Below are 20,560 nucleotides of genomic sequence, written 5' to 3'. Positions count from 1 at the left end.
GTGCACCTGACTTACGCCTTCACCGATGGATACGGCCCGGGTCGCCGGGTGGTTCAAACAAAAATTCCGCAACGATTTGGCACTGGACGCGCAACGGCTGTCCCACCAGGATGTCACCGTGGGACGCCACAGCCATTCCGCAAGAGCCCTGTTGGGTGACGAGCTGCGTCGTCATGGACACACCGAGGAAGACCTGGCGACAGCGCTGTACCGGGACTTCGGCACTCCATTGATGGCGTTCGCCCTCAAACTGACCGGCAACGACCGGCACTGGGCCGAGGACGTGGTCCAGGAAACGCTGATCCGCGCTTGGCGCAACGCCGAGAAGCTGGACCGCAGCCCGGACATGCTGCGTGCCTGGCTGTACACGGTCGCCCGGCGCATCGTCATCGACGGCAGGCGCAGTCGCAAGGCCCGGCCGCAGGAGGTCGAGGAGCCGGACGCGAACTCCGTGGGCGTACCAGACGAATCGGACCGTACTCTCAGTGCGATGGTTGTCTACGACGCGTTGCGGGTGTTGTCGGAGGAGCAACGCGAAGCGATCATGCAGACGTACCTGCGGGACCGCACAGTTAATGACGTGGCCGAGACACTGGGCGTTCCGCCAGGTACCGTCAAGTCGAGGCTGTACCACGCGGTCCGTGCACTGAGGCGCGCGCTGCGCGATCGGGGGTGAGGTCGGGGATGGTTCACGCGTCAGCGCACGTCGACATAGCCGCGTACATTCTCGGCGCGCTCGACGAACCCGACAACACGGCGTTCGAGGAGCATCTGCTCGACTGCCCCAAGTGCCAGCTGGACCTGGTCGAGCTGCAGGACGTGCCCGACCTGTTGGACAAGGTCAAACACGACGCGCCCGCGCTGCTCGTGCCCGTCCCCGGCCCGCAGGTGTTGTCGTCCCTGCTGGAAGAGGCCACCAGGTCGCGCCTGCAGCGCCGCCGCAGGCAGTGGTTCGCCGCCGCGGCCGCGTCGTTCCTGATCGTCGCGGCGCCGGTGGTGACGATCATCGCCACCAGCGGCGATCCGGCGCCCGTGGTGGCCAGCCCGCCGGTGGGCCTGAAGATGGACCCGCCGCCGTCGACCGAGCAGCCGCAGACCCTCAACGGTGTCGGCGGCGAGATGGACGCCAACGTCACCATGCTGACCCAGGACTGGGGTACGCAGGTGACCATCGAACTGCGTGGCGCGATCGGGCCGCGAAAGTGCGAGCTGGTGGCCGTGTCGAACCGCGGTGAGACGGAGACCGTGACCAACTGGTCGCTGCCGCCGGGCGGTCGCAACGAGCCGCTCAAGCTCAGCGGTGGCACGTCGTTCGCGCCGGGTGACATCGCTCGTCTCGAGGTCAGGGATGACAAGGGCCAGGTGCTCTTGTCGGTCAAGAGCTGAGCCCGACCGGTTAACCTCCTAAGCAAGCGCTCATTCTGGAGGATGCCGGTGTTGTTCGACTCTGTTGACGACGTGGCCAAGCGGCTGGCCGGGGCCGGCTACCTGACGTCGACCGCGATCGCGACCACCGTGTTCCTCGCCGACCGGCTCGGCAAGCCGTTGCTGGTCGAGGGGCCCGCCGGGGTGGGCAAGACCGAACTGGCGCGTGCGGTGGCCGCGGCGACCGGCTCCCAGCTGGTGCGCCTGCAGTGCTACGAGGGCATCGACGAGGCCCGCGCGCTCTACGAGTGGAACCACGCCAAGCAGCTGCTGCGGATCACCGCCGGGCGTGACGAGGGCTGGCACGAGGCGCGCGCGGACATCTTCACCGAGGAGTTCCTGCTGCCCAGGCCGTTGCTGACGGCCATCCGCAACCCGGATCCGACGGTCCTGCTGATCGACGAGACCGACAAGGCGGACGTCGAGGTGGAGGGCCTGCTGCTGGAGGTGCTCGGCGATTTCCAGGTGACCGTGCCCGAGCTGGGCACGATCACCGCGACGCGCAAACCGTTCGTGGTGCTGACGTCGAACGCGACCCGTGAGCTGTCCGAGGCGTTGAAACGCCGGTGTCTGTTCCTGCACCTGGACTTCCCGGACTCGACCCGTGAGCTGGAGATCGTGCGGCTGAAGGTGCCGGAGATCGCCGGTGTGCTCGCCGAGTCGCTCGTCCGGGTGGTCGGCGCACTGCGGGCCCTGGAGCTGCGCAAGTCACCGTCGATCGCGGAGACGATCGACTGGGCGCGGACCCTGCTGGCGCTCGGGGCGGACCACCTCGACGAATCGGTCGTGCACAGCACGCTCGGTGTCGTGCTCAAGTACGAGGCCGACAAGAAGCGCGCGCTGACCGAGCTCAAGGTCCTCGGGTGAGTGTTCCGGAGCGTCTCGTCTCCTTCGTCGAGGCGCTGCGTGAGCATTCGATCCTCGCCGGTCCCGGCGAGACGATCGACGCCGCCAAGGTGCTCGCCGTGCTCGGGATGGACGACCGGGAGCGGGTCCGTGAAGGGCTCGCGGCTTCTCTGCTGCGCCGATCCGGCCAGCGGACCGTGTTCGACCAGGTCTTCGACCTGTACTTCCCCGTTTCGGTGGGTGGCCGTCCAGCTGAGCCGGACGATCTGGAGTCGCTGCGTGAGCAGCTCGTCCAGGCGCTGGCCGCCGGAACGGCGGGCGAGCAGCAAGCGCTTGCGCAGGCCGCGGTGGACGCGTTCGGCCGGTTCGGCGAGGGCTCACAGGGCGCGGGCGGGTGGTCGGCGTACCAGACCTTGCAACGCCTGCGTCCCGAGACGTTGCTGGTCAGGGTGCTCGCGGCGCTGCGGGCCGACGACCCCGGATTCATGGCCGACGTGCGCCGCGACGAGGTACGCAGGCAGATCGCCGGGTTCCGGCGGATGGTCGAAACCGAGGCGCGGCGGCGGACGGCGGAGCTGCGCGGCCGGGAGACAGTCGCCCGCAACGCGGTGGCGCCCCCGGTGGACCGGGTCGATTTCCTCACCGCGGGCCGCGCGCAGCTGGCCGATATGCGTCGCGCGATCTATCCGTTGTCACGAAAATTGGCCACCCGGCTGGCCGCGCGGCGGCGCCGGGCCAGGCGTGGCGAGATCGACGTGCGCCGCACGTTGCGGCGCTCGATCGCGTTCGGTGGCGTGCCTGTTAAGCCTGCCTTCAGACGCCGGCGGCCTGGCCGGCCGGAATTGGTGTTGCTGTGCGACATGTCCGGGTCGGTCGCCGGGTTCGCCAACTTCACGCTGCTGCTCACCCAGGCGCTGCGCGACCAGTTCAGCAAGGTGCGGGCGTTCGCGTTCGTCGAGACCACCGACGAGGTCACGCACCTGGTCAAGGCGGGCGCCGAGGACCCGGCGGGGCTGGCGGCCCGGATCCACCGCGAGGCCACGCTGACCCGGTGGGACGGCCACAGTGACTACACGCACTCGCTGCAGGTGTTCGTCGACCAGTGGCTGGACGCCATAGGGCCACGGACGTCGGTGTTGATCCTCGGCGACGCGCGCAACAACGGCGGCGATCCGAACCTGCCCGCGCTGCGCCGGATCGTCGGCAATGCCCGCCGCGCATACTGGCTCAACCCGGAATCACAACGATTGTGGTCGACCGGGGACTCGCTGGCGCGTGAGTACGCGAGCGTGGTGGAGATGTACGAGTGCCGGACCGTGCACCAGCTGTCCGAGCTGATCACGCGACTGCTGCCGGTCTGATGGTCAAGCGTTGGGGCCGTTTGATCGCCGGTCTCGCGATCGGCGCGTGCCTGGCCGTCGCCGAACTGGTGTACGCCGCGATCAGGTGGCCGCGCAGATGGGCCAGAGTGCTCACCGAGGTGGAACGCCGCAGGTTGGCGCGATGGCACGACGTCGAGAGCTCGCCCGACTACGACGACCACGACGCTGTGAAGTACCTGGCGCTGAGGGCGCTGGTGGGGGGCGTGCTCGGCGGCGGGACGCTGATCGTGCAGGCGTACGGCCTCATTGTCGGTGTATTGGCCGTGGTGCAGTTGGTTACCGGGGTCATGCACCCGTCGGGTCTCGTGGTGGTCGCCCCACTCGGCCTGGTCCTGCTGTACGGGAGTTTGCAAGGGCTGCTCGGGGTGGCCAGCCTGGAACGGGCGCTGGCGCTGCGGTACCTGGGGCCGAGTGAGCAGGAGCTGCTGCGGCGGCGGATCACCGAGCTGGCCGAGAGCCGGGCGGGGGTGGTCGAGGCCGTCGACGCCGAACGCCGCCGGATCGAGCGGGACCTGCACGACGGCGTCCAGCAACGGCTCGTCGCGCTGGCCATGTTGCTCGGTTGGACCCGCAGGCGCCCGGCCACCGACCGCGACGACCTGCTGGCCCAGGCGCACGACGAGGCCCAGCAGATCCTGAACGACCTGCGCGAAGTGGCATGGCGCGTTTATCCGACCGTCCTGGACAACCTGGGTCTGGCGGACGTTCTCGCCGGGGTGGCCGAACGCGCCGGAATCCCTGTGAAGCTGAGCTTCACGATTCAGGACCGCCTGCCGGCCTCGTTGGAGACCGCCGCGTACTTCGTGGCGTCGGAGGCTGTCACCAACGCGGCCAAACACTCCCGGGCCGACCTGGTCACCGTCGAGATCGGCATGCGGGAGAACATGGTCATCGTGCGGATCACTGACAACGGAACCGGCGGCGCCGACCCGAGCGGCAGCGGCCTGTCGGGCCTGGCCCGCCGGGTGGCCGCGATAGACGGCCACCTCGCTGTGACCAGCCCGGATGGTGGCCCGACGGTCGTGACCGCGGAACTGCCATGCGGATAGTCCTGGCCGAGGACTCGACCCTGCTGCGTGAGGGCCTGGTCCGGCTGCTCGCCGAAGAGGGCCACGAGGTCGTCGCCGCGGTCGGCGACGGTGCCGCGCTGGTCGAGGCCGTCGCCGCCGACCAGCCCGACGTGTGCGTGGTGGACGTGCGCATGCCGCCGACGCACACCGACGAAGGCCTGCGCGCGGCGCTGGAGATCCGGGAACGCTGGCCCGGCATCGGGGTGCTGGTGCTGTCGCAGTACGTCGAGAAGCGCTACGCCACCCAGCTGATCACGTCCGACGCCGGTGCCGTCGGCTACCTGCTGAAGGACCGGGTCGGCCAGGTCGGCGAGTTCCTGGACGCGCTGGAGCGGGTCGGCGCGGGCAACGCGGCCTTCGACCCGGAGGTCGTCCGGCAGCTGCTGGCACGCACCACGCACACCGATCCGCTGTCCCGGCTGACATCACGCGAGGTAGATGTCCTTGGACAAATGGCGCAGGGTTGTACAAACGACACAATCGCAGCCTCGCTGCACATCTCCCGCAGCGCCGTGGAGAAGCACGTGAACTCCATCTTCGACAAGCTCGACCTGCCGCGAAGCACCGGCTACAGCCGTCGCGTGCTGGCCGTGCTCCGGTATCTCGGCACGTAGGTTGGGGTCGTGACGATCTATCTCGCGCGGCACGGGCAGACCGCGTACAACCAGACCCGCCGGTTCCAGGGGCAAACGGAAGTCCCGCTGGACGAGACCGGGCAGCGCCAGGCCAAGGAACTCGCGGTCACGGTCGCCGACCTGGGTCTGGTGGCGCTGTGGTCGAGCCCGTTGACCAGGGCGAGGCAGACGGCGGAGGCCGTGTCGGCCCACATCGGCGTGCCGATCCGGTTCGACCCGCGGCTGATGGAGACCGACACCGGCGTTTGGACCGACCGGCTGTACGACGAACTGGCCGCGGCGGATCCCGGCGCCTTTCATGGCTGGGTGTCGGGTGCGGAGGATTTCGGGTTCGATGGCGGCGAGACGTACGCCGAACAGGGCGACCGCGTGATGGCCGCCCTGGTTGAGATCGAGCGGGGACCACGCCCGGCTCTCGTGGTGTGCCACGGCATGGTGATGCGGCTCGCGCTGACCCGCCGGGCCGGTGCCGCTGACGCGTGGTCGAGCAGCGAGACCATCCCCAACACCGCCGTGATCGAACTTCCCCCTGCTGTCCAGGGCTAACGCGGGTCCGGCAGCCGTCGTCCGAACAGGGAGACCGCCGCCGCGATGACCACCTGGACCGCCATGACGATGGCGAACGCGTTGCGCATCCCCAGGACGTCCGGCTCACTGAGCCACAGGAACAACGACCCGAGCGTGGCCACGCCCAGAGCCAGGCTCGCCTGCTGGACCGTCACGAGGGAACCGCTGCCGACGCCCGCGCTCTCGGCGGGCACCTTCGACAAGGTCACCCGGAACAACGTGGTGACCATCAGCCCCTGGCCGAATCCGGTGACCGCCATCGCGGGCGCGATGGTGAGCACAGTGACATCCGGCCACGCCACCAGGACGGTCACCATCGCGAGGAACACGCCCGTCCCTTGAATCGCTGCGCCGACCGTGACCACGCTTCGCCCATACCGGGCCACCAGACGGCTGGACACCAGCGAAGCAACCAGGAACGTCACGGCCATGGGCGCCACCGCGAGGCCAGCGGCGAACGGCCCGTAGCGCAGGCCGTCCTGAAAGGTCACCGCCGCTACGAACATGTACGCGCCGAAGCCCATGAAGAACGGCCCGCACAGCAGCAGTCCACGTTTGATGCTCGGCATCCGCAGCACCGACGGGGGCAGCAGCGCGACCCGGCCGGCCCGTTCGACGCGCCGCTCCACCACGACCAGCGCGGCGAACAGGATCGGGCTGGCCGCCAGCAGCAGCCACGTCCACAGTGGCCAACCGACGGCGCGCCCTTCGGTCAGCGGCACGAGCAATGTGAACAGCCCGGCGCCGAGCAGTGCCGTGCCCGGCAGGTCGAGGGTGGCCGGATTGGGTGACCTGGTCTCCGGGACGCGCCGGGCCATGGCCAGGCCGAGCAGTCCGATCGGGACGTTCACCAGGAAGATCGGCCGCCAGCTGGTGCCCGCGATGTCGGCGGCGATGAGCACACCGCCGAGCAGCTGGCCGAGAACCATGGCCATCCCCCCGTTGGCGCCGTACATGCCGAGCGCCCGGGAACGGCGGTCCCCTGTCGTGGTCGCCTGGATCGTGGACAGGACCTGCGGGAGCATCATCGCCGCCGCGGCGCCCTGCGCGATCCGGGCGCCGACCAGAACGCCCGCGGTCGGTGCGAGACCACAAGCCAATGAAGTGAGAGTGAAAGCAACAAGTCCGATCTTGAAGAGGCGCTTACGGCCGTACGTGTCCCCCAGCCGACCGCCCAGGACCAGCATGACGCCGTACGCGATGCCGTAGCCGGCCACGACGAGCTCCAGCATGGTGGCGGACGCGTTCAGCGTGCGGTCGATGGTCGGCAGCGCGACGTTGACGATGAAGAAGTCGACGATCGGCAGCGCCGCGCCGAGCAGGAGCGTGATGAGCCCTGCCGCCGTGAGGCTCGCCGGTCCAGCCGGTGCCGAGGTGGGGCTCCGGAGTGTGGGTGTCGTCATGGCGATCACTCTTCGCCCCGGCCCCACCGTGGTACCAGAGCGTGGTTATCCAGGTATATCCACTACCTGGTAACAGGATCTCCCGGCGGGCATCCTGGTGTCATGACCTCCACGCTGCCACCCGGGACCGCTCGTGACGTGCGGCGCGACGAACTGGCCGCGTTCCTGCGCAACCGCAGGGAACGGATCACGCCGGAGGAGGTCGGCCTGCCTCCGGGTGGCCGCCGCCGTACGCCAGGCCTGCGCCGTGAGGAAGTCGCGCAGCTCGCGGGCGTCGGCGTCACCTGGTACACCTGGCTCGAGCAGGGCCGGGACATCCAGGCTTCCGACCAGGTGCTGCAGGCGGTCGCGGACACGCTCCGGCTGGATCCGCACGAACGCGCCCACATGTTCACGCTCGCCGGCTCGCCGCGACCGGTGGCCGCCAGCGAATGCGACGCGCTGTCGCCCCAGATGCACGTGATCATGCGCCACATCGAGCCGCTGCCCGCCGCGGTGCTGAACTCGCGGATGGACATCCTGGCCGCCAACCGTTCCTACACCTGGCTGTTCGACCTCGACCAGATCCCGTTCGAGGACCGCAACACGTTGCTCCTCGCCTTCACGTACCCGGCGTGGCGCGCACGGCTGGTCGACCGCGCCGACAGCCTGCCGAGGATCGTCGCCCAGTTCCGGGCCTCGATGGTCGAGCACATGTCCGACAACCGGTGGAAATGCCTGGTCAGCAGGATGCGCGAGGAGTCGCCCGAGTTCGAGGCGCTCTGGGTGCGCCACGACGTGCGCTGGATCGAGAACCTGACCAAACGGTTCGACCACCCCGAGGCCGGCAGGCTGGAGTTCCACTACACCAACCTGTGGTTCGGGCCGCGCAGCGAGACCAGACTGACCACGTACACCCCTGCCGGCGACGACACGTGGGCGAAGCTGCGCGACCAGTTCCCGACGCCGTGAGCTGAGCAGTTGTCCACAGGCAGTGGACCGGTTGTCAGCCGGGACACCAGCCGAGGATGGACAATGGCCGTGTGATCGACCCTCGACGGCTGCGGGTGCTGCGTGCCCTGGCGGACCACGGAACAGTGACCGCCGCGGGCGAGGCGCTGCACCTGACGCCGTCCGCGGTGTCTCAGCAACTGGCCGCGCTCGAATCCGAGACCGGGCAGGAACTCCTGCGTCGACGGGGGCGGCGCGTCTCGCTGACCCCGATCGGTGAACTCCTCGTCGAACACGCCAACGCGGTCGCGGCCGAACTCGAACGGGCGCAGGCGACGCTGGCCTCGTTCGCGAGCGGTAGCAGGGGGCGCGTCGAACTGGCCAGTTTCGCCTCGGGCATCACCCAGGTCGTGGCGCCGACGATCCGCAAGCTGCGGTTCTTCATGCCGGACATCACGGTCGTCGTGCGGGACGCCGAAGGTCACGCCAGTGTGCCGTTGCTGCTCGACGGCGAGATCGACATGGCCATCACCGAGGAGAGCAGGCAGCTCCTCAGCACCAAGAACCCGCGGCTGATCCTGTACCCGCTCTACACCGAGCCCTTCGACCTGGTCCTCCCGGAGAGCCACCCCCTCGCGAGCAAGAAGGCCCTCGCGGTCAAGGACCTCGGTGACCAGGAGGACTGGATCGCGCCGCTGCCCGGCAACCCGTGCCGTGACCTGGTCGAGCAGGTGGTCGAACGCCCGAACATCACGCACACGTCAGACGACTTCCGCGCGATCGTGGCCTTGGTCGCGGCCGGCGCGGGCGTCGCGCTGGTGCCGCGCAACGCCTTCGTCACCCCTCGCGGCGCTGTCCGCGTCCGTGTCGCGGAGACGCCGCCTGTTCGCCGGGTGTTCGTCGCCGTGCGCAGGGGCAGCGACGACCACCCGCTGTTCAAGACGGTTCTCGGTGCCTTGATCGAGGAGGGCCACACTGTGAAGTGAATCTTCACAGTGTGGCTGAGGGTCTCAGGCGTCGAGCTTGGCCCGCGCGGCGACGAACGCGTCCACAGCGCGGTTGACGTCGTCGGCCGAGTGCGCGGCCGACATCTGGGTGCGGATCCGCGCCTTGCCGTGCGGGACGACCGGGTACGAGAAACCGATGACGTAGATCCCCTGCTCCAGCAGCAGATCCGCGAGCTTGCCGGCCAGTGCCGCGTCACCGATCATCACCGGGATGATCGGGTGCTCGCCCGGCAGCAGGTCGAAGCCTTCCTCGGTCATCCTGGTCCGGAACAGGGTGGTGTTCGCACGCAGCCTGGTCAGCAACTCGCCCGACGTGCTGAGCAGTTCCAGCGCCGCCAGCGACGCGGCCGTGATGGACGGCGCCAGCGAGTTCGAGAACAGGTACGGCCGGGAACGCTGCCGCAGCATCTCCACGATCTCGGCACGACCGGAGACGTAGCCGCCGCTGGCGCCGCCGAGCGCCTTGCCGAGGGTGCCGGTCACGACGTCCACCCGGTCGGTCACGCCGAACAGCTCGGGCGTGCCGCGGCCGGTCGGGCCGGTGAAGCCGACCGCGTGCGAGTCGTCGACCATCACCAGCGCGTCGTAGCGCTCGGCCAGGTCGCAGATCTGGTCCAGCGGCGCGAGGTAGCCGTCCATGGAGAACACGCCGTCGGTCGCGATCAGCCGGTACCGCGCGTCGGCGGCGTCCTTGAGCTGGCGCTCCAGGTCGTCCATGTCGCGGTTCTTGTACCTGAAGCGGCGGGCCTTGCACAGCCGGACGCCGTCGATGATCGACGCGTGGTTGAGCTCGTCGGAGATCACCGCGTCCTGGTCGGTCAGCAGCGTCTCGAAGAGCCCGCCGTTGGCGTCGAAGCAGGAGCTGTACAGGATCGTGTCGTCCGTGCCGAGGAACTCCGACAGCTTCGCTTCCAACTGCTTGTGCGGTTGCTGCGTGCCGCAGATGAACCGGACCGAGGCCATTCCGAAGCCCCACTCGTCCAGTGCGGCCTTCGCCGCGCCGACCAGCGCGGGGTGGTCGGCGAGGCCGAGGTAGTTGTTGGCGCAGAAGTTGAGCACCTCGTCGCCGGAGCCGACCCGCACGTTCGCCCGCTGCGGGGTGCCGATCACCCGCTCCGCCTTGTAAAGCCCAGCTTCACGAATCTCGTCAAGCCCGGCCCGCAGGTTCTCGCGCATCGCGCCGTACATCAGTTCTCCGTCCAATCCAGAATGATCTTGCCGCAGTTGCCCTCGCGGGCGGTGGCGAACGCCAGGTCGTGCTCGCAAGCCTTGTACCGGTGGGTGATCACCGGGCTCAGGTCGAGGCCCGCTTGCAGCAGCACCGACATCGAGTACCAGGTCTCGAACATCTCCCGGCCGTAGATCCCCTTGATGTGCAACATCTTCAGCACGACCGCGCTGAAGTCGACGGGGAACTCGGCGGCGGGCAGTCCCAGCATCGCGATGCGGCCGCCGTGCGACATGTTGGCGATCATGTCACGCATCGCGGTCGGCTGCCCGGACATCTCCATGCCGACGTCGAAGCCCTCCGACATGCCGAGCACGGTCTGCGCGTCGGCGATCGAGGCGTGGCGCACGTTGAGCGCCAGGTCCACGCCGACCCGCTTGGCCAGTTCCAGCCGGTGGTCGCTGACGTCGGTGATGGCGATGTTGCGGGCGCCCGCGTGCCGGGCGACAGCGGCGGCCATGATCCCGATCGGCCCGGCGCCGGTGATCAGCACGTCCTCGCCGATGACCGGGAACGACAGCGCGGTGTGCACGGCGTTGCCGAACGGGTCGAAGATCGCGGCAACGTCGAGGTCGATGGGATTGCGGTGGACCCAGACGTTCTGCTCGGGCAGCACGGCGTACTCGGCGAACGCACCGTTGCTGTGTACGCCCAGGCCACGGGTGTTGGCGCACAGGTGGCGCCTGCCCGCTTTGCAGTTGCGGCACGTGCCGCAGACGAGGTGGCCCTCTCCGCTGACCAGGTCGCCGATCTTGGTCGCGGTGACGGCCTGACCGATCTCGACGACCTCGCCCGCGAACTCGTGGCCGACCACGAGCGGTGTGCGGATCGTCTTGGCCGCCCAGTCATCCCATGCGTCGATGTGCAGGTCCGTGCCGCAGATGCCGGTGCGCAGCACGCGCACCACGACGTCGTTCGGGCCCGGTTCGGGGTCCGGGACGTCGGTGAACTCCAGGCCCGGGCCCTCGACCAGCTTGACGAGTGCCTTCATGCGGGCAGTGTGGGCCCGGGCCTGTAGTTCAGTCCATCAGGACTTTCTGAAGTCCTTTGTTAGCGCAGCTTGAATAGCCGCACCGGTTGGACACCGACCTGCGCATCTGTTCAGTGGTCGCAGCAGATGTGTGTCGCCCATTCGGGTTCATGCCACCAGTGCTGCTGCTCGGCGGACGGCAGCGCCGGCAGCACCTCGTTGGCGGCGGCCTTGGCGCTCACGGCCACCTGGCTGCGGAAAGGAGCCATCAGTTCGTCGACCGTCCGCTGCACGCCACCGACGACCGTGCGCCGTACCGCGGCCGCCGCCTTGATGTCGGCCAGCGGGTTGCCGTCGACCAGCACCAGGTCGGCGTACGCACCGGGCTTGAGCACGCCGATCCGGTTGTCCAGGCCGAGCCAGCGCGCCGGGTTGCTCGTGGCGGTGATCAGCGCCTCGCGCGCTGTGAAGCCGAACTTAACCATCGCCCGCAGGTTCTGGTGCAACGAGACAGCCACGTTGTCCAGCGGCGCGTCCGTACCGGTGATGACCAGGCCACCGCCCCGGTGCACCCGGAGCGCCATGTCGACGTTCGCCGCGAGAGCCTTGGCGGTTGGCGCGCCCGGCGTGCCGATCGCGGCGACCTCGGCCTTGAGCCGGTCGTACTCCCACTGCGGGAACAGCACCCTGGTCCGCTCGTCGGTGAACAGCGACTTGTCCTCGCCGTACATGAACTTGGAGTTGAACAAGGTCGGCGTGAGCGACATACCCGACCGGGTGAACAACGTGACGGCGTCCTGATAGGCCCGGCCAGTGCGGCTGACCGTGTGCGAATAGCCGAGACGGTTGGTCGCGCCCGTGTGCTCCATCCCGTCCATCCCCACGTTCGCCGCCGGGTACAGGTAGTGCGACGACAACGGGATGCCCGCGGCGTGCGCGGCACGGACCACCATCTGCTGGTACTCGACCGGCATCCGGACATAGGTTTTGATCATGTCGTACTCGAGCGCGACCGCCCTGGACATCTCCAGGTCGAGCTGACGGCGCGAAAGCGTGGGCCGCATGAAGTTGTAGTAGATCCGCGAACCGTCGACGGCCTCACCGGTGGCCAGGAACCGCGGCCCCACCCGGCTGCCGGATTCGAGCGCCTCGCGTGTCTCCACCATCTGGTACGCCGGGTCACCCGGCGACCTGGTCGTGGTGACGCCGTACGCGAGCCACAGCCGGCCCTGCCGGTCGCCCCACGCGCGGCCACGCAGGTTCCAGTGCACGTGCGCGTCGACCAGGCCGGGCATCGCGACGAGCCCGCGGGCGTCGACGGTCTGCGCGTCGCCGCGGTGTGGCCTGATCTCGGCGATCCGACCGCCCTCGACGACGATGTCGACGTCGTGGCGCAACCGTTCGGCCTCGCCGTCCCACACCGCGCCCGCGTGGATGATCGAGCGGTCGGGTGGGGCAGGTCGCCGCCAGGTCGCCGCGAGCCGGATCACGCGCGTGCGCCCGCCGTCGATCCTCGTCGCCTTCAACTGGCCGTTGGACAGGTGGACGAGCGTGTCGGAGCCCTGCCAGGCAAGGGAATCGGTCACCTCACGGGTGACCTGCCTAGGCGCGCCGAGCAGTTTGCCCGCCGCGTCGACCGGCGCGACCCACGCGACGCTCTCCACGACGAACGCGAAGTGCCTGCCATCAGGCGACCACAGTGGACCGTCGTCGCCCCGGGTCGCCAGCGAGCGGAACGGCATCGGCTCGGCATAGCGCAGTTCGCCGCTGCGCAGGTCGACCGTGAGGATCTGGCTGGTGCCCTCGCGGAACCGCTTCGAGAACGGCTTGACCGCGGCCAGCGCGATCACGTTGCCGTCCGGCGACCAGCTCGGCCGTCCCGGCATGAACAACGCGGGAGTGACCTGCTGGACCTTGCCGGTGGCCACTTCGAGCGTCCACACCGCGCCGTCCTGGTCCACGTAGGCGACCTTGCGGCCGTCCGGCGAGAACCTCGGCATCGTCTGCGCGCCCGGCAACGAGGTCAGCACCGTGTCCTTGCCGCTGGCCAGGTCACGCAGCCACAGGTCCGCGGTGCCGAGCCGGTCGCTGGCGTACAGCAGGCTCCTGCCGTCCGGGGAGAAATCCGGGTCGGAGTTGAAGAAGTGGTCATCGATGACGCGCTTGGGCGCTCCCCCGGCGCTCGACACGACGTGGATCGCGTTCAACGCGCGGTAGGCGATCTGCGAGCCGTCCGGTGACACGACCGGGCTCGCGACTCCGCGCACCGGCCGGGGCCCCGTCGACTCCAGGTCACGCACGCGATGCCGGTAGTCGCGCCGGGCGACCGAAACGCGCGCCTCCAGCGGGATGTCCGTTCTCGTCGTCCCGGACCTGCGGCGGATGTGGCCGTCGGCCACGTACAGCACGTCCTGGCCGGTCCAGGTCGCCGCGAACCCGAAGACGTCCTCGTCCCGCGTGACCTGCTCATCGCCCAGCATCAGGTGGGCGTCCGGCCCGCGCAGCAGCATGTAGCTGGGTGTTTGCCCGTCCGGCCCGAACGCCGGGCCGTAGAGCTTGTCGATACCGGTCGCTGTGATCAACCGTTTGCGCTCACCGGTGGCAATCGTGACCACGTCGATCGCGGTGTCGTTGACCGTGAACACCAGGCGCAGGCCATCGGGTGACCACTTCGGCGTGGACTCCTCGTCCGGGGTGGTGGTCACCGCGGTGACCGCTCCGGAGGCCAGCTCAAGCAGCCACACGCCGTAGCTGCCGTCCCGGTCGCTGCTGAACGCCAGGCGTTTGCCGTCCGGCGAGAAGGCCGGTTCGCGGTGGTCGTGGGGGCCGCTGGTCAGTTTGCGGGGCGCACCGCCCGCGGCGTCGATCACGTACAGGTGGAAGTTGCCGTCACGGTACGACTGGAACGCGATGCGCCTGCCGTCCGGCGACCACGTCGGCAGGGTCGCGTCCTGCAGGTCGTCGGTCAGCCGGGTGGCCTTGCCGCCGGTCGACGGCAGCACCCAGATCCCGGTCACGAGGTCGACCGCGATCCGTTCGCCGTCCGGCGACAGCGCCGCGGACATGTTCGTGCCTTCGCGTAAGACCACGTGACCCCCGGCGCCCCCAGCGCCGTCGGGCTCCTGCGCGGCTGCCGTCGTGGCACCCGCGATGGTCAGACCAGCAGCTATCTGCCCGCTTCGGTAAAGAAGTTCCCGCCGTGACAGTCCCTCTGGTGACATATTTACCTCCCAGCAGGCAACTATGCCGTGCCGGAACTTCGCCGTCCATCGCTCTTCGCCGCACGGCGGGCACACGCCGTGACCGCACCGCTAAGCTCGAAGGCCCACAGGGAGGGCAGGGATACACAGTGGACGGTGAGCGCTTTCCGACCGGCGCGGGCAGGATGGGCAGGTGACCCGGAAGGCCGCGGCGCGGCTGCTGATCGTGGCCGACGACGACGTGCTCGTCGAGCGGCTCGGTGAACTGCTGGCCGGAGCGGGATACTCCCACGACGTCGATCCGACGATGGCCGTGGCGCTCGACGCGCGCTACGACGTGATGATCGTCGACCGCACCGACGCGAACCTGGAAGCGCTCGCCGCGTTGCGCCGCAGAGCACTGACCACGCGGGCGCTGGTGCTCTCGCCGATCGGCTCGGACGCCGACCAGGCGGACGCGATGACCGCGGGCGCGGACGACTACCTGCCGAAACCGTTCCTGCCGGCGCGGCTGCTGGCGAAGGTCCGCGGTCTCACGCGCAGGCACATCGACAACGCGGAGTCGATTCCCTTCGGCCGCGCCCAGCTCGATGTGCGGCGGTACGAAGTGGTGCTCCCGCGCGGCAAACGCGTGTCGCTGTCGGTGCGTGAATTCGATCTGCTGCGCACCCTGGTGGCCAGGCCGACGGTGATCTACCCGAAAGCGGAGTTGCGGACCCGCGTGTTCGGCACCGAGGCCAGCGAATCCACCGTGGATACGTACGTCTACTACCTGCGCAAGAAGCTGGGGCAGGGCGTCGTCCGCTCGGTGTACCGGCTCGGCTACAAGGCGGGCTCCATCGCGCCGTGACTCGGCGCTCTCGGGTATGGCGGATCTGTTCGCCGGCCTGTCTGTCCACAGAGGTCAAGCAACCACGACCGGTGCGGACCGGCTGTCCGCACCGGCACCGGCAGTCAGAAGTTGATCATGTGGCCGGCCAGGCCGTGGATGGCTTCCTTGACCGCTTCGCCCAGCGTCGGGTGGGCGTGCACGTTCCTCGACACCTCGTGCACCGTCAGGTCCCACTGCTGCGCCAGGGTCAGCTCGGGCAGCAACTCGGTGACGTCCGGGCCGATCAGGTGCGCTCCGATGATCTCGCCGTACTTCGCGTCGGACAGGATCTTCACGAAGCCAGCCGAGTCGCCGAGGCCGTGCGCCTTGCCGTTGGCGGTGAAGGGGAACTTCGCCACCTTCACGTCGAAACCGCGCTCGCGGGCCTGCGCCTCGGTCCAGCCGAAGCTGGCGATCTGCGGCTGGCAGTACGTCGCGCGCGGGATCATCACGAAGTCCAGCTCCATGGTCTCCGCGCCCGCGATCGTCTCGGCCGCCACGACGCCCATCGACTCCGAGGCGTGCGCGAGCATGAGCTTCGCGGTCACGTCACCGATCGCGAAGATGTGCGGCACGTTGGTGCGCCCGCGCGCGTCGATCTCGATCGCGCCGCGCTCGGTCAGCTGCACGCCGGTGTTCTCCAGGCCGTAGCCGTCGACCTTCGGCGCGAACCCGATGGCCTGCAGGACCTTGTCGGCCTCCAGGACCTGCTGCTGGCCGTCCTTGGACACCGTCACCCGGACACCGCTGCCGGTTTCCTCAATGGACTCCACACGGGTGGAGGTGAGCACGTTGATGCCCAGTTTGCGGTACCGCTTGAACAGCTCGGCGGACACTTCCTCGTCCTCGAGCGGGACCATCCGGTCGAGGAACTCGACGATGGTGACCTTCACGCCGTAGTTGTGCAGCACGTACGCGAACTCGACGCCGATCGCGCCCGCGCCGGCGATGATGATGCTGTCCGGGATGTCCTCGGCGAGGATCTGCTCCTCGTAGGTGACCACCCGGTCGCTCTTGGACGTTCCCGGCAGCAGCCGCGGCTTGGCGCCAGCGGCGATGACGCAGTGGTCGAACGTGATCCGCTCGCCGCCGACCTCGATGGTGTTGGCGTCGACGAACGTGCCGTACCCGTTGATCTCGGTGATGCCGTTCTTCTTCATCAGGAAGTGCACGCCCTTGACGCGCCCGTCGGCCACCTTGCGGCTGCGGCGGAACGCCTCGCCGTAGTCCAGGCTGACCGTGCCGTCGACCTGGATGCCGTACGCCTTCGCTTCCTTGGTGAAGATGTGCGCGAGTTCGGCGTTGCGCAGCAGCGCCTTGGACGGGATGCAGCCGACGTTGAGGCACACGCCGCCCCAGTAGCGCTCCTCGACGACGGCCGTCTTCAGGCCCAGCTGCGCCGACCGGATCGCGGCGACGTAGCCACCGACGCCAGCCCCCAGGACGACGACATCGAAATGTGTGGTCATGGTCTTCAGCCTATGCCGGGCCGATTAGGGTGACCGAACCGACGAGAGGGGGCTCACGATGGGGCGGCCGCGACTGCCTGACCACCTGGGCATACTGCTGACCGACGAGCCTGTCGTGGACTTGTACTCGTATGGCCCGTGGCGTGTGCCGGACGGGCTGCTCGAGGAGATCGCCGAGCGGGCGCGTGTGCTCAACAGCGATCCGCGGGTGGCTGAACTGCCGTACTCCCTGACCGATTTCTACGGTGGGCCCGCCACTGTCGTCGGTGCCGAACTGTGGTGCGTGGTCCCGTATCTGTCCGGTGTCGCGGCGGTGCGCGGAGGCAACCGCGCCGATCTTGAAGCTGAGCTACTAAGCGCGTTCCGTGCCGAGCAGATCCCCGTCAACCGCGAGCCGACGTGGTTCACCGCGCGCACCAACAAGTTCCGCCCGCCCGGTGACTGGCTGATCGCCGCGGCCGGTGACGACCCCGGCAAGCGCGAGCTGGCGTACCAGCTCGCGCGGGAGTGCCTGGACGTCTTCGCCGGGATCGAGCCGTTCGAGCGGCGCCGCCAAGCCGCCGTCAAGCTGTACGAGCTGCCCAAACCCGAGGTGGAGGGCCGCGTCCCGTACACCAACCTGGTCAACTTCTGGGCCCGCTCGGCCACCGACGAGATCCTGGCCGACCTGCCTGAGCTGGCCGGCGCGGTGAACCACCTGGAGTGGGTGGTCACCGGGTTCGTCGCGGCGCACGAGCGGCTGCGCGCGGCGATCTCCGGCTGGGAGGCCGCCGCCGGGATCGCGAGCCTGCTGCAGCAGGTGGGCGTCTGGGAGAGCCCGGCCGAGTTCGCGGTGTTCACCGACGCGTCGCTGTACGAGAACGTCAAGAAGTACGTCGGCCAGCCGTTCGCCGAGAGCTGGGGGAACGAGGTCCGCGCGTGGCTCGCCCGCGGGCTGATCGAGGGCGAGGCGGACGCGTGCCGGGCGTGGCTGGACATGGCGACGCGTTTGGAGGCGTGTTTCCGGGGCCTGCCCGAGGGGCCGAACTCCACCGGTTCGCAGCTGCCGGTGACCAGCTTCCAGCGGACCGTCCGCGAGATGTTCACGCGGCGGCCGTTGGTCAACCCGCTGGAGAAGCGGTTCCCGGTGGTCACCCAGCAGCGCCAGGAGGGGCCCGCGCCGGTGCGGGCGGAGTTTTCGCTGGTCGGGCAGCCTGAGCTGACGGCGGCCGTGCGCGATCTGATGGTGGAACGGCCGGGTGACGAACGCCAGGTCCGGCTGATGGTCACCGGGCCCGACGCGTCCGGGCGCCGGACGGCCGTGAGCACGTTGATCCAGAACCTCGTGGACAACCGTGTCGTGACGTCGTCGCGCTGGGTTTCCGACCCGATCTACACCACGCTCGACGCCAGCGGCGCGTTGCAGCAGCTGACCAGGGACGTCCGCGAGTGCCTCGCCGAGCGGGCGCTGCTGGTCATCGACGGGCTCGACCGGATCGTGGGCTTCGAGCGGTGCGGGACGGCGGTGGCCGAGGAATTGCGCCGCAGCCTCAAACGGCACCCGGACCTCGCCGTCATCGTTGTGTGCGGGCCCGGTGGCGACACCAGGTTGTTCGACACGAACCCGGCTTTGTACCAACTCTTCACAGTGGCGAGGACGACCGAGTTCACCGACAAGCACTATGCAGAACTGCTTAAAAGGGCGGTGGCCCGCCGGGGCGCGACGATCAGCCGGGCGGTCAGCCTCACCGCCGGTGTCCTGCTCACCCGCACTCCCCCGCTGCTGAACCTGCGCGGCGCCCGGCTGGTCGAGCACCTGGCTGAGCAGTCGGTGCTCGCGGCGCGCAAACGCGCCAAGGTCGGGCCGGCGCGGTCGGTCGGCGTGACCGAGGCCGATCTGCCGCGCCAGCTCGTTCCCGGTGACCTCGCCGGGTCCGACCCGCAGGCCGAGCTGGACTCGTGCATCGGCTTGGAGAAGATCAAACGCGAACTGGCGCTGCTGGTGGCCGAGGAGAAGGCCCACCGGATGCGCCGTGAGGCCGGGATGGTGGTGGACGCCCGGGCACGCCACATGGTCTTCACCGGTCCGCCCGGCACAGGCAAGACCATGGTGGCGCGAATTCTCGGCCGCATGTTCGCCGCGACCGGTGTCCTCTCGTCCGGGCACATCGTGGTGGTCGACCGGGCGGACCTCGTGCACGGCGAAGGCTGGGAGATCGGGCCGCGGGTCCGGCGCCTGGTCGACCGGGCCGTCGGCGGTGTGCTGTGCGTGGAGTCCGCGCACGAGTTGCAACCGAGCGAGGACGATTGGCGCAACCGTGAGACCGTCAACGCGTTGGTGGCCGCTGTGCAGAGCCACGCGAAGGATCTCGTGGTCGTGCTCACCGGCCCGGACGCGGGCGTCAACGGCCTGCTGAAGTCCGAACCGGACCTGGCCGCGTATTTCCCGTCCGTCCTGAGGTTCCCGGCGTTGACCGAGGACAGCTTCGTGGCGCTGTTCCAGGCGCGGGCCGCGGCCGCCGGGTTCACCTTGCGCGACGGGGTGCTGCAGAAGGTCCGCAGCCTGGTGACGTCCACGCCGACCGGCAACGCCCGGCTGGCGATCGGGCTGCTGGAACGCGCCATCGCCCGGCAGGCCCGGCGGGTGCTGGCCGACGGCGTGGTCGGCGAGGACGAGTCGCTGCACGAGATCCTGGCCGACGACGTGCCCGGCACGCTGGCGACCACGTCGTGGGTGGAGCTGCCCAACGACCCGCTGGCGGAGATCGACAAGCTGATCGGTCTCGATTCCGTCAAGCACGAGGTGCGGTTGCTGGTGTCCGAGGCGAAGGCCGACCGGATGCGCCGCGAGGCCGGGATCCCACTGGCCTCTCCCACGCGCCACCTCGTCTTCACCGGCAGCCCCGGCACCGCGAAGACGACCATGGCCCGGCTGCTGGCGGCGGTCTACGCCAAGCTCGGGCTGCTGTCGTCCGGGCACCTGGTCGAGGTGTCCCGTGGCGACCTGATCGGCGAGTACCTCGGCCAGACGGCGCCGAAAGTGCGTGCGGCGGTGGCCAAGGCGCTCGGCGGCGTGCTGTTCATCGACGAGGCCTATTCGCTGACTGACGCGTGGTACGACGACTACGGCTCGGAGGCGATCGCCGAGCTGATCAAGCTCATGGAGGAGCACCGCGAGGATCTCGTCGTCATCGTCGCGGGCTACGACGGCAAGATGGCCAAGTTCATGGACAAGAACCCGGGCTTGGCGTCCCGGTTCCCGTCCAAGCTGCGGTTCCCCGACTACAGCGACGACGAGCTGGTCGCGATCTTCACGGCGATGACGTCGAAAGCGGGCTACGAGCTGCACCCGGACGTGGTCCCGGCGTTCCGCGCGTTGCTCAGGCACACCTCGCGGGGCGAGTCGTTCGGCAACGGCCGGTTCGTGCGGAACATGTTCGACCGGGCGGTGGCCCTGCAGGGCCACCGGATCACCAGCGACGACGAGTCGTCGCCGGAGATCCGGCTGCTGCTGGCCGAGGACCTGCCCGCATCACAGGACAGCGGGCGCGATGCGCCAATTGGCCAATACCTCTGAC

16 protein-coding genes are annotated in these 20,560 nt (G+C 69.1%); 11 read left to right on the top strand and 5 right to left on the bottom strand.

The annotated features are described in order from the left end of the window. The first annotated feature begins 148 nt into the window (after positions 1 to 148). Genes AOZ06_RS09595 through AOZ06_RS09565 form a run of 7 tightly spaced genes read left to right on the top strand, consistent with a single transcriptional unit; the run spans position 149 to position 5,904 of the window. The gene (locus AOZ06_RS09595; protein WP_417999964.1) at positions 149 to 676 is read left to right on the top strand and encodes a sigma-70 family RNA polymerase sigma factor; all 528 of its coding nucleotides are present in this window, start codon (positions 149 to 151) and stop codon (positions 674 to 676) included. Between the two features lie 8 nt (positions 677 to 684). Next, positions 685 to 1,386, top strand: coding sequence for an anti-sigma factor family protein (locus tag AOZ06_RS09590; RefSeq protein ID WP_054289114.1), 702 nt, complete (start codon positions 685 to 687; stop codon positions 1,384 to 1,386). A 51-nt stretch (positions 1,387 to 1,437) separates the two neighbouring features. Then, positions 1,438 to 2,292 carry an AAA family ATPase gene (locus tag AOZ06_RS09585; protein WP_417999946.1) on the top strand — a complete coding sequence of 285 codons (855 nt, stop codon included), beginning with the start codon at positions 1,438 to 1,440 and terminating at the stop codon, positions 2,290 to 2,292. Next, positions 2,289 to 3,632, top strand: a complete 1,344-nt coding sequence (locus AOZ06_RS09580; RefSeq protein ID WP_054289112.1) for a vWA domain-containing protein — start codon at positions 2,289 to 2,291, stop codon at positions 3,630 to 3,632. Before AOZ06_RS09585 ends, AOZ06_RS09580 begins: the two co-directional genes overlap by 4 nt. Continuing rightward, a complete protein-coding gene (locus tag AOZ06_RS09575) occupies positions 3,632 to 4,702 on the top strand; it encodes a sensor histidine kinase (protein WP_054289111.1) in 1,071 nt (356 codons plus the stop codon). Before AOZ06_RS09580 ends, AOZ06_RS09575 begins: the two co-directional genes overlap by 1 nt. After that, entirely contained in the window at positions 4,693 to 5,337 is a 645-nt protein-coding gene (locus AOZ06_RS09570; RefSeq protein WP_054289110.1) for a response regulator transcription factor, read from the top strand. Before AOZ06_RS09575 ends, AOZ06_RS09570 begins: the two co-directional genes overlap by 10 nt. 9 nt (positions 5,338 to 5,346) lie before the next feature. After that, positions 5,347 to 5,904: a histidine phosphatase family protein gene (locus AOZ06_RS09565; RefSeq protein ID WP_054289109.1), complete on the top strand. Its 558-nt coding sequence runs from the start codon at positions 5,347 to 5,349 to the stop codon at positions 5,902 to 5,904. Here the strand turns inward: AOZ06_RS09565 and AOZ06_RS09560 are convergent. After that, entirely contained in the window at positions 5,901 to 7,328 is a 1,428-nt protein-coding gene (locus tag AOZ06_RS09560) for an MFS transporter (RefSeq protein ID WP_054296529.1), read from the bottom strand. The genes AOZ06_RS09565 and AOZ06_RS09560 overlap by 4 nt on opposite strands. A gap of 102 nt (positions 7,329 to 7,430) precedes the next feature. Between AOZ06_RS09560 and AOZ06_RS09555 the strand changes: the two genes are divergently transcribed. After that, positions 7,431 to 8,279, top strand: a complete 849-nt coding sequence (locus AOZ06_RS09555; RefSeq protein ID WP_054289108.1) for a helix-turn-helix transcriptional regulator — start codon at positions 7,431 to 7,433, stop codon at positions 8,277 to 8,279. Positions 8,280 to 8,350: 71 nt separating this feature from the next. Further along, the gene (locus AOZ06_RS09550; protein WP_083472593.1) at positions 8,351 to 9,244 is read left to right on the top strand and encodes a LysR family transcriptional regulator; all 894 of its coding nucleotides are present in this window, start codon (positions 8,351 to 8,353) and stop codon (positions 9,242 to 9,244) included. Positions 9,245 to 9,268: 24 nt separating this feature from the next. Here the strand turns inward: AOZ06_RS09550 and AOZ06_RS09545 are convergent, their stop codons facing one another. The 3 genes from AOZ06_RS09545 to AOZ06_RS09535 all read right to left on the bottom strand — a co-directional run bounded on the left by AOZ06_RS09545 (position 9,269) and on the right by AOZ06_RS09535 (position 14,684). Beyond that, positions 9,269 to 10,453, bottom strand: a complete 1,185-nt coding sequence (locus tag AOZ06_RS09545) for a glycine C-acetyltransferase (protein WP_054289107.1) — start codon at positions 10,451 to 10,453, stop codon at positions 9,269 to 9,271. Beyond that, a complete protein-coding gene (tdh, locus tag AOZ06_RS09540; RefSeq protein WP_054289106.1) occupies positions 10,453 to 11,484 on the bottom strand; it encodes an L-threonine 3-dehydrogenase in 1,032 nt (343 codons plus the stop codon). Before tdh ends, AOZ06_RS09545 begins: the two co-directional genes overlap by 1 nt. Positions 11,485 to 11,594: 110 nt before the next feature. Continuing rightward, entirely contained in the window at positions 11,595 to 14,684 is a 3,090-nt protein-coding gene (locus tag AOZ06_RS09535; RefSeq protein ID WP_054289105.1) for an amidohydrolase family protein, read from the bottom strand. A gap of 172 nt (positions 14,685 to 14,856) precedes the next feature. Between AOZ06_RS09535 and AOZ06_RS09530 the strand changes: the two genes are divergently transcribed. Continuing rightward, complete coding sequence (locus AOZ06_RS09530) at positions 14,857 to 15,513, top strand: response regulator transcription factor (protein WP_236952157.1); 657 nt, start codon at positions 14,857 to 14,859, stop codon at positions 15,511 to 15,513. A 104-nt stretch (positions 15,514 to 15,617) separates the two neighbouring features. On the opposite strand, the gene lpdA is transcribed toward AOZ06_RS09530, so the two are convergent. Next, positions 15,618 to 17,003 (bottom strand): dihydrolipoyl dehydrogenase, encoded by a 1,386-nt coding sequence (gene lpdA, locus AOZ06_RS09525; protein WP_054289104.1) that lies wholly within the window; start codon positions 17,001 to 17,003, stop codon positions 15,618 to 15,620. 58 nt (positions 17,004 to 17,061) lie between these two features. Here lpdA and AOZ06_RS09520 point away from each other — a divergent pair, with 58 nt between their 5' ends. After that, positions 17,062 to 20,559 (top strand): AAA family ATPase, encoded by a 3,498-nt coding sequence (locus tag AOZ06_RS09520; RefSeq protein WP_054289103.1) that lies wholly within the window; start codon positions 17,062 to 17,064, stop codon positions 20,557 to 20,559. Position 20,560 lies beyond the last annotated feature (1 nt).

Source organism: Kibdelosporangium phytohabitans, from assembly GCF_001302585.1.
In the GTDB taxonomy this organism is placed as follows: Bacteria; Actinomycetota; Actinomycetes; order Mycobacteriales; family Pseudonocardiaceae; genus Kibdelosporangium; species Kibdelosporangium phytohabitans.
This window is presented reverse-complemented; position numbering and strand designations above follow the sequence as displayed.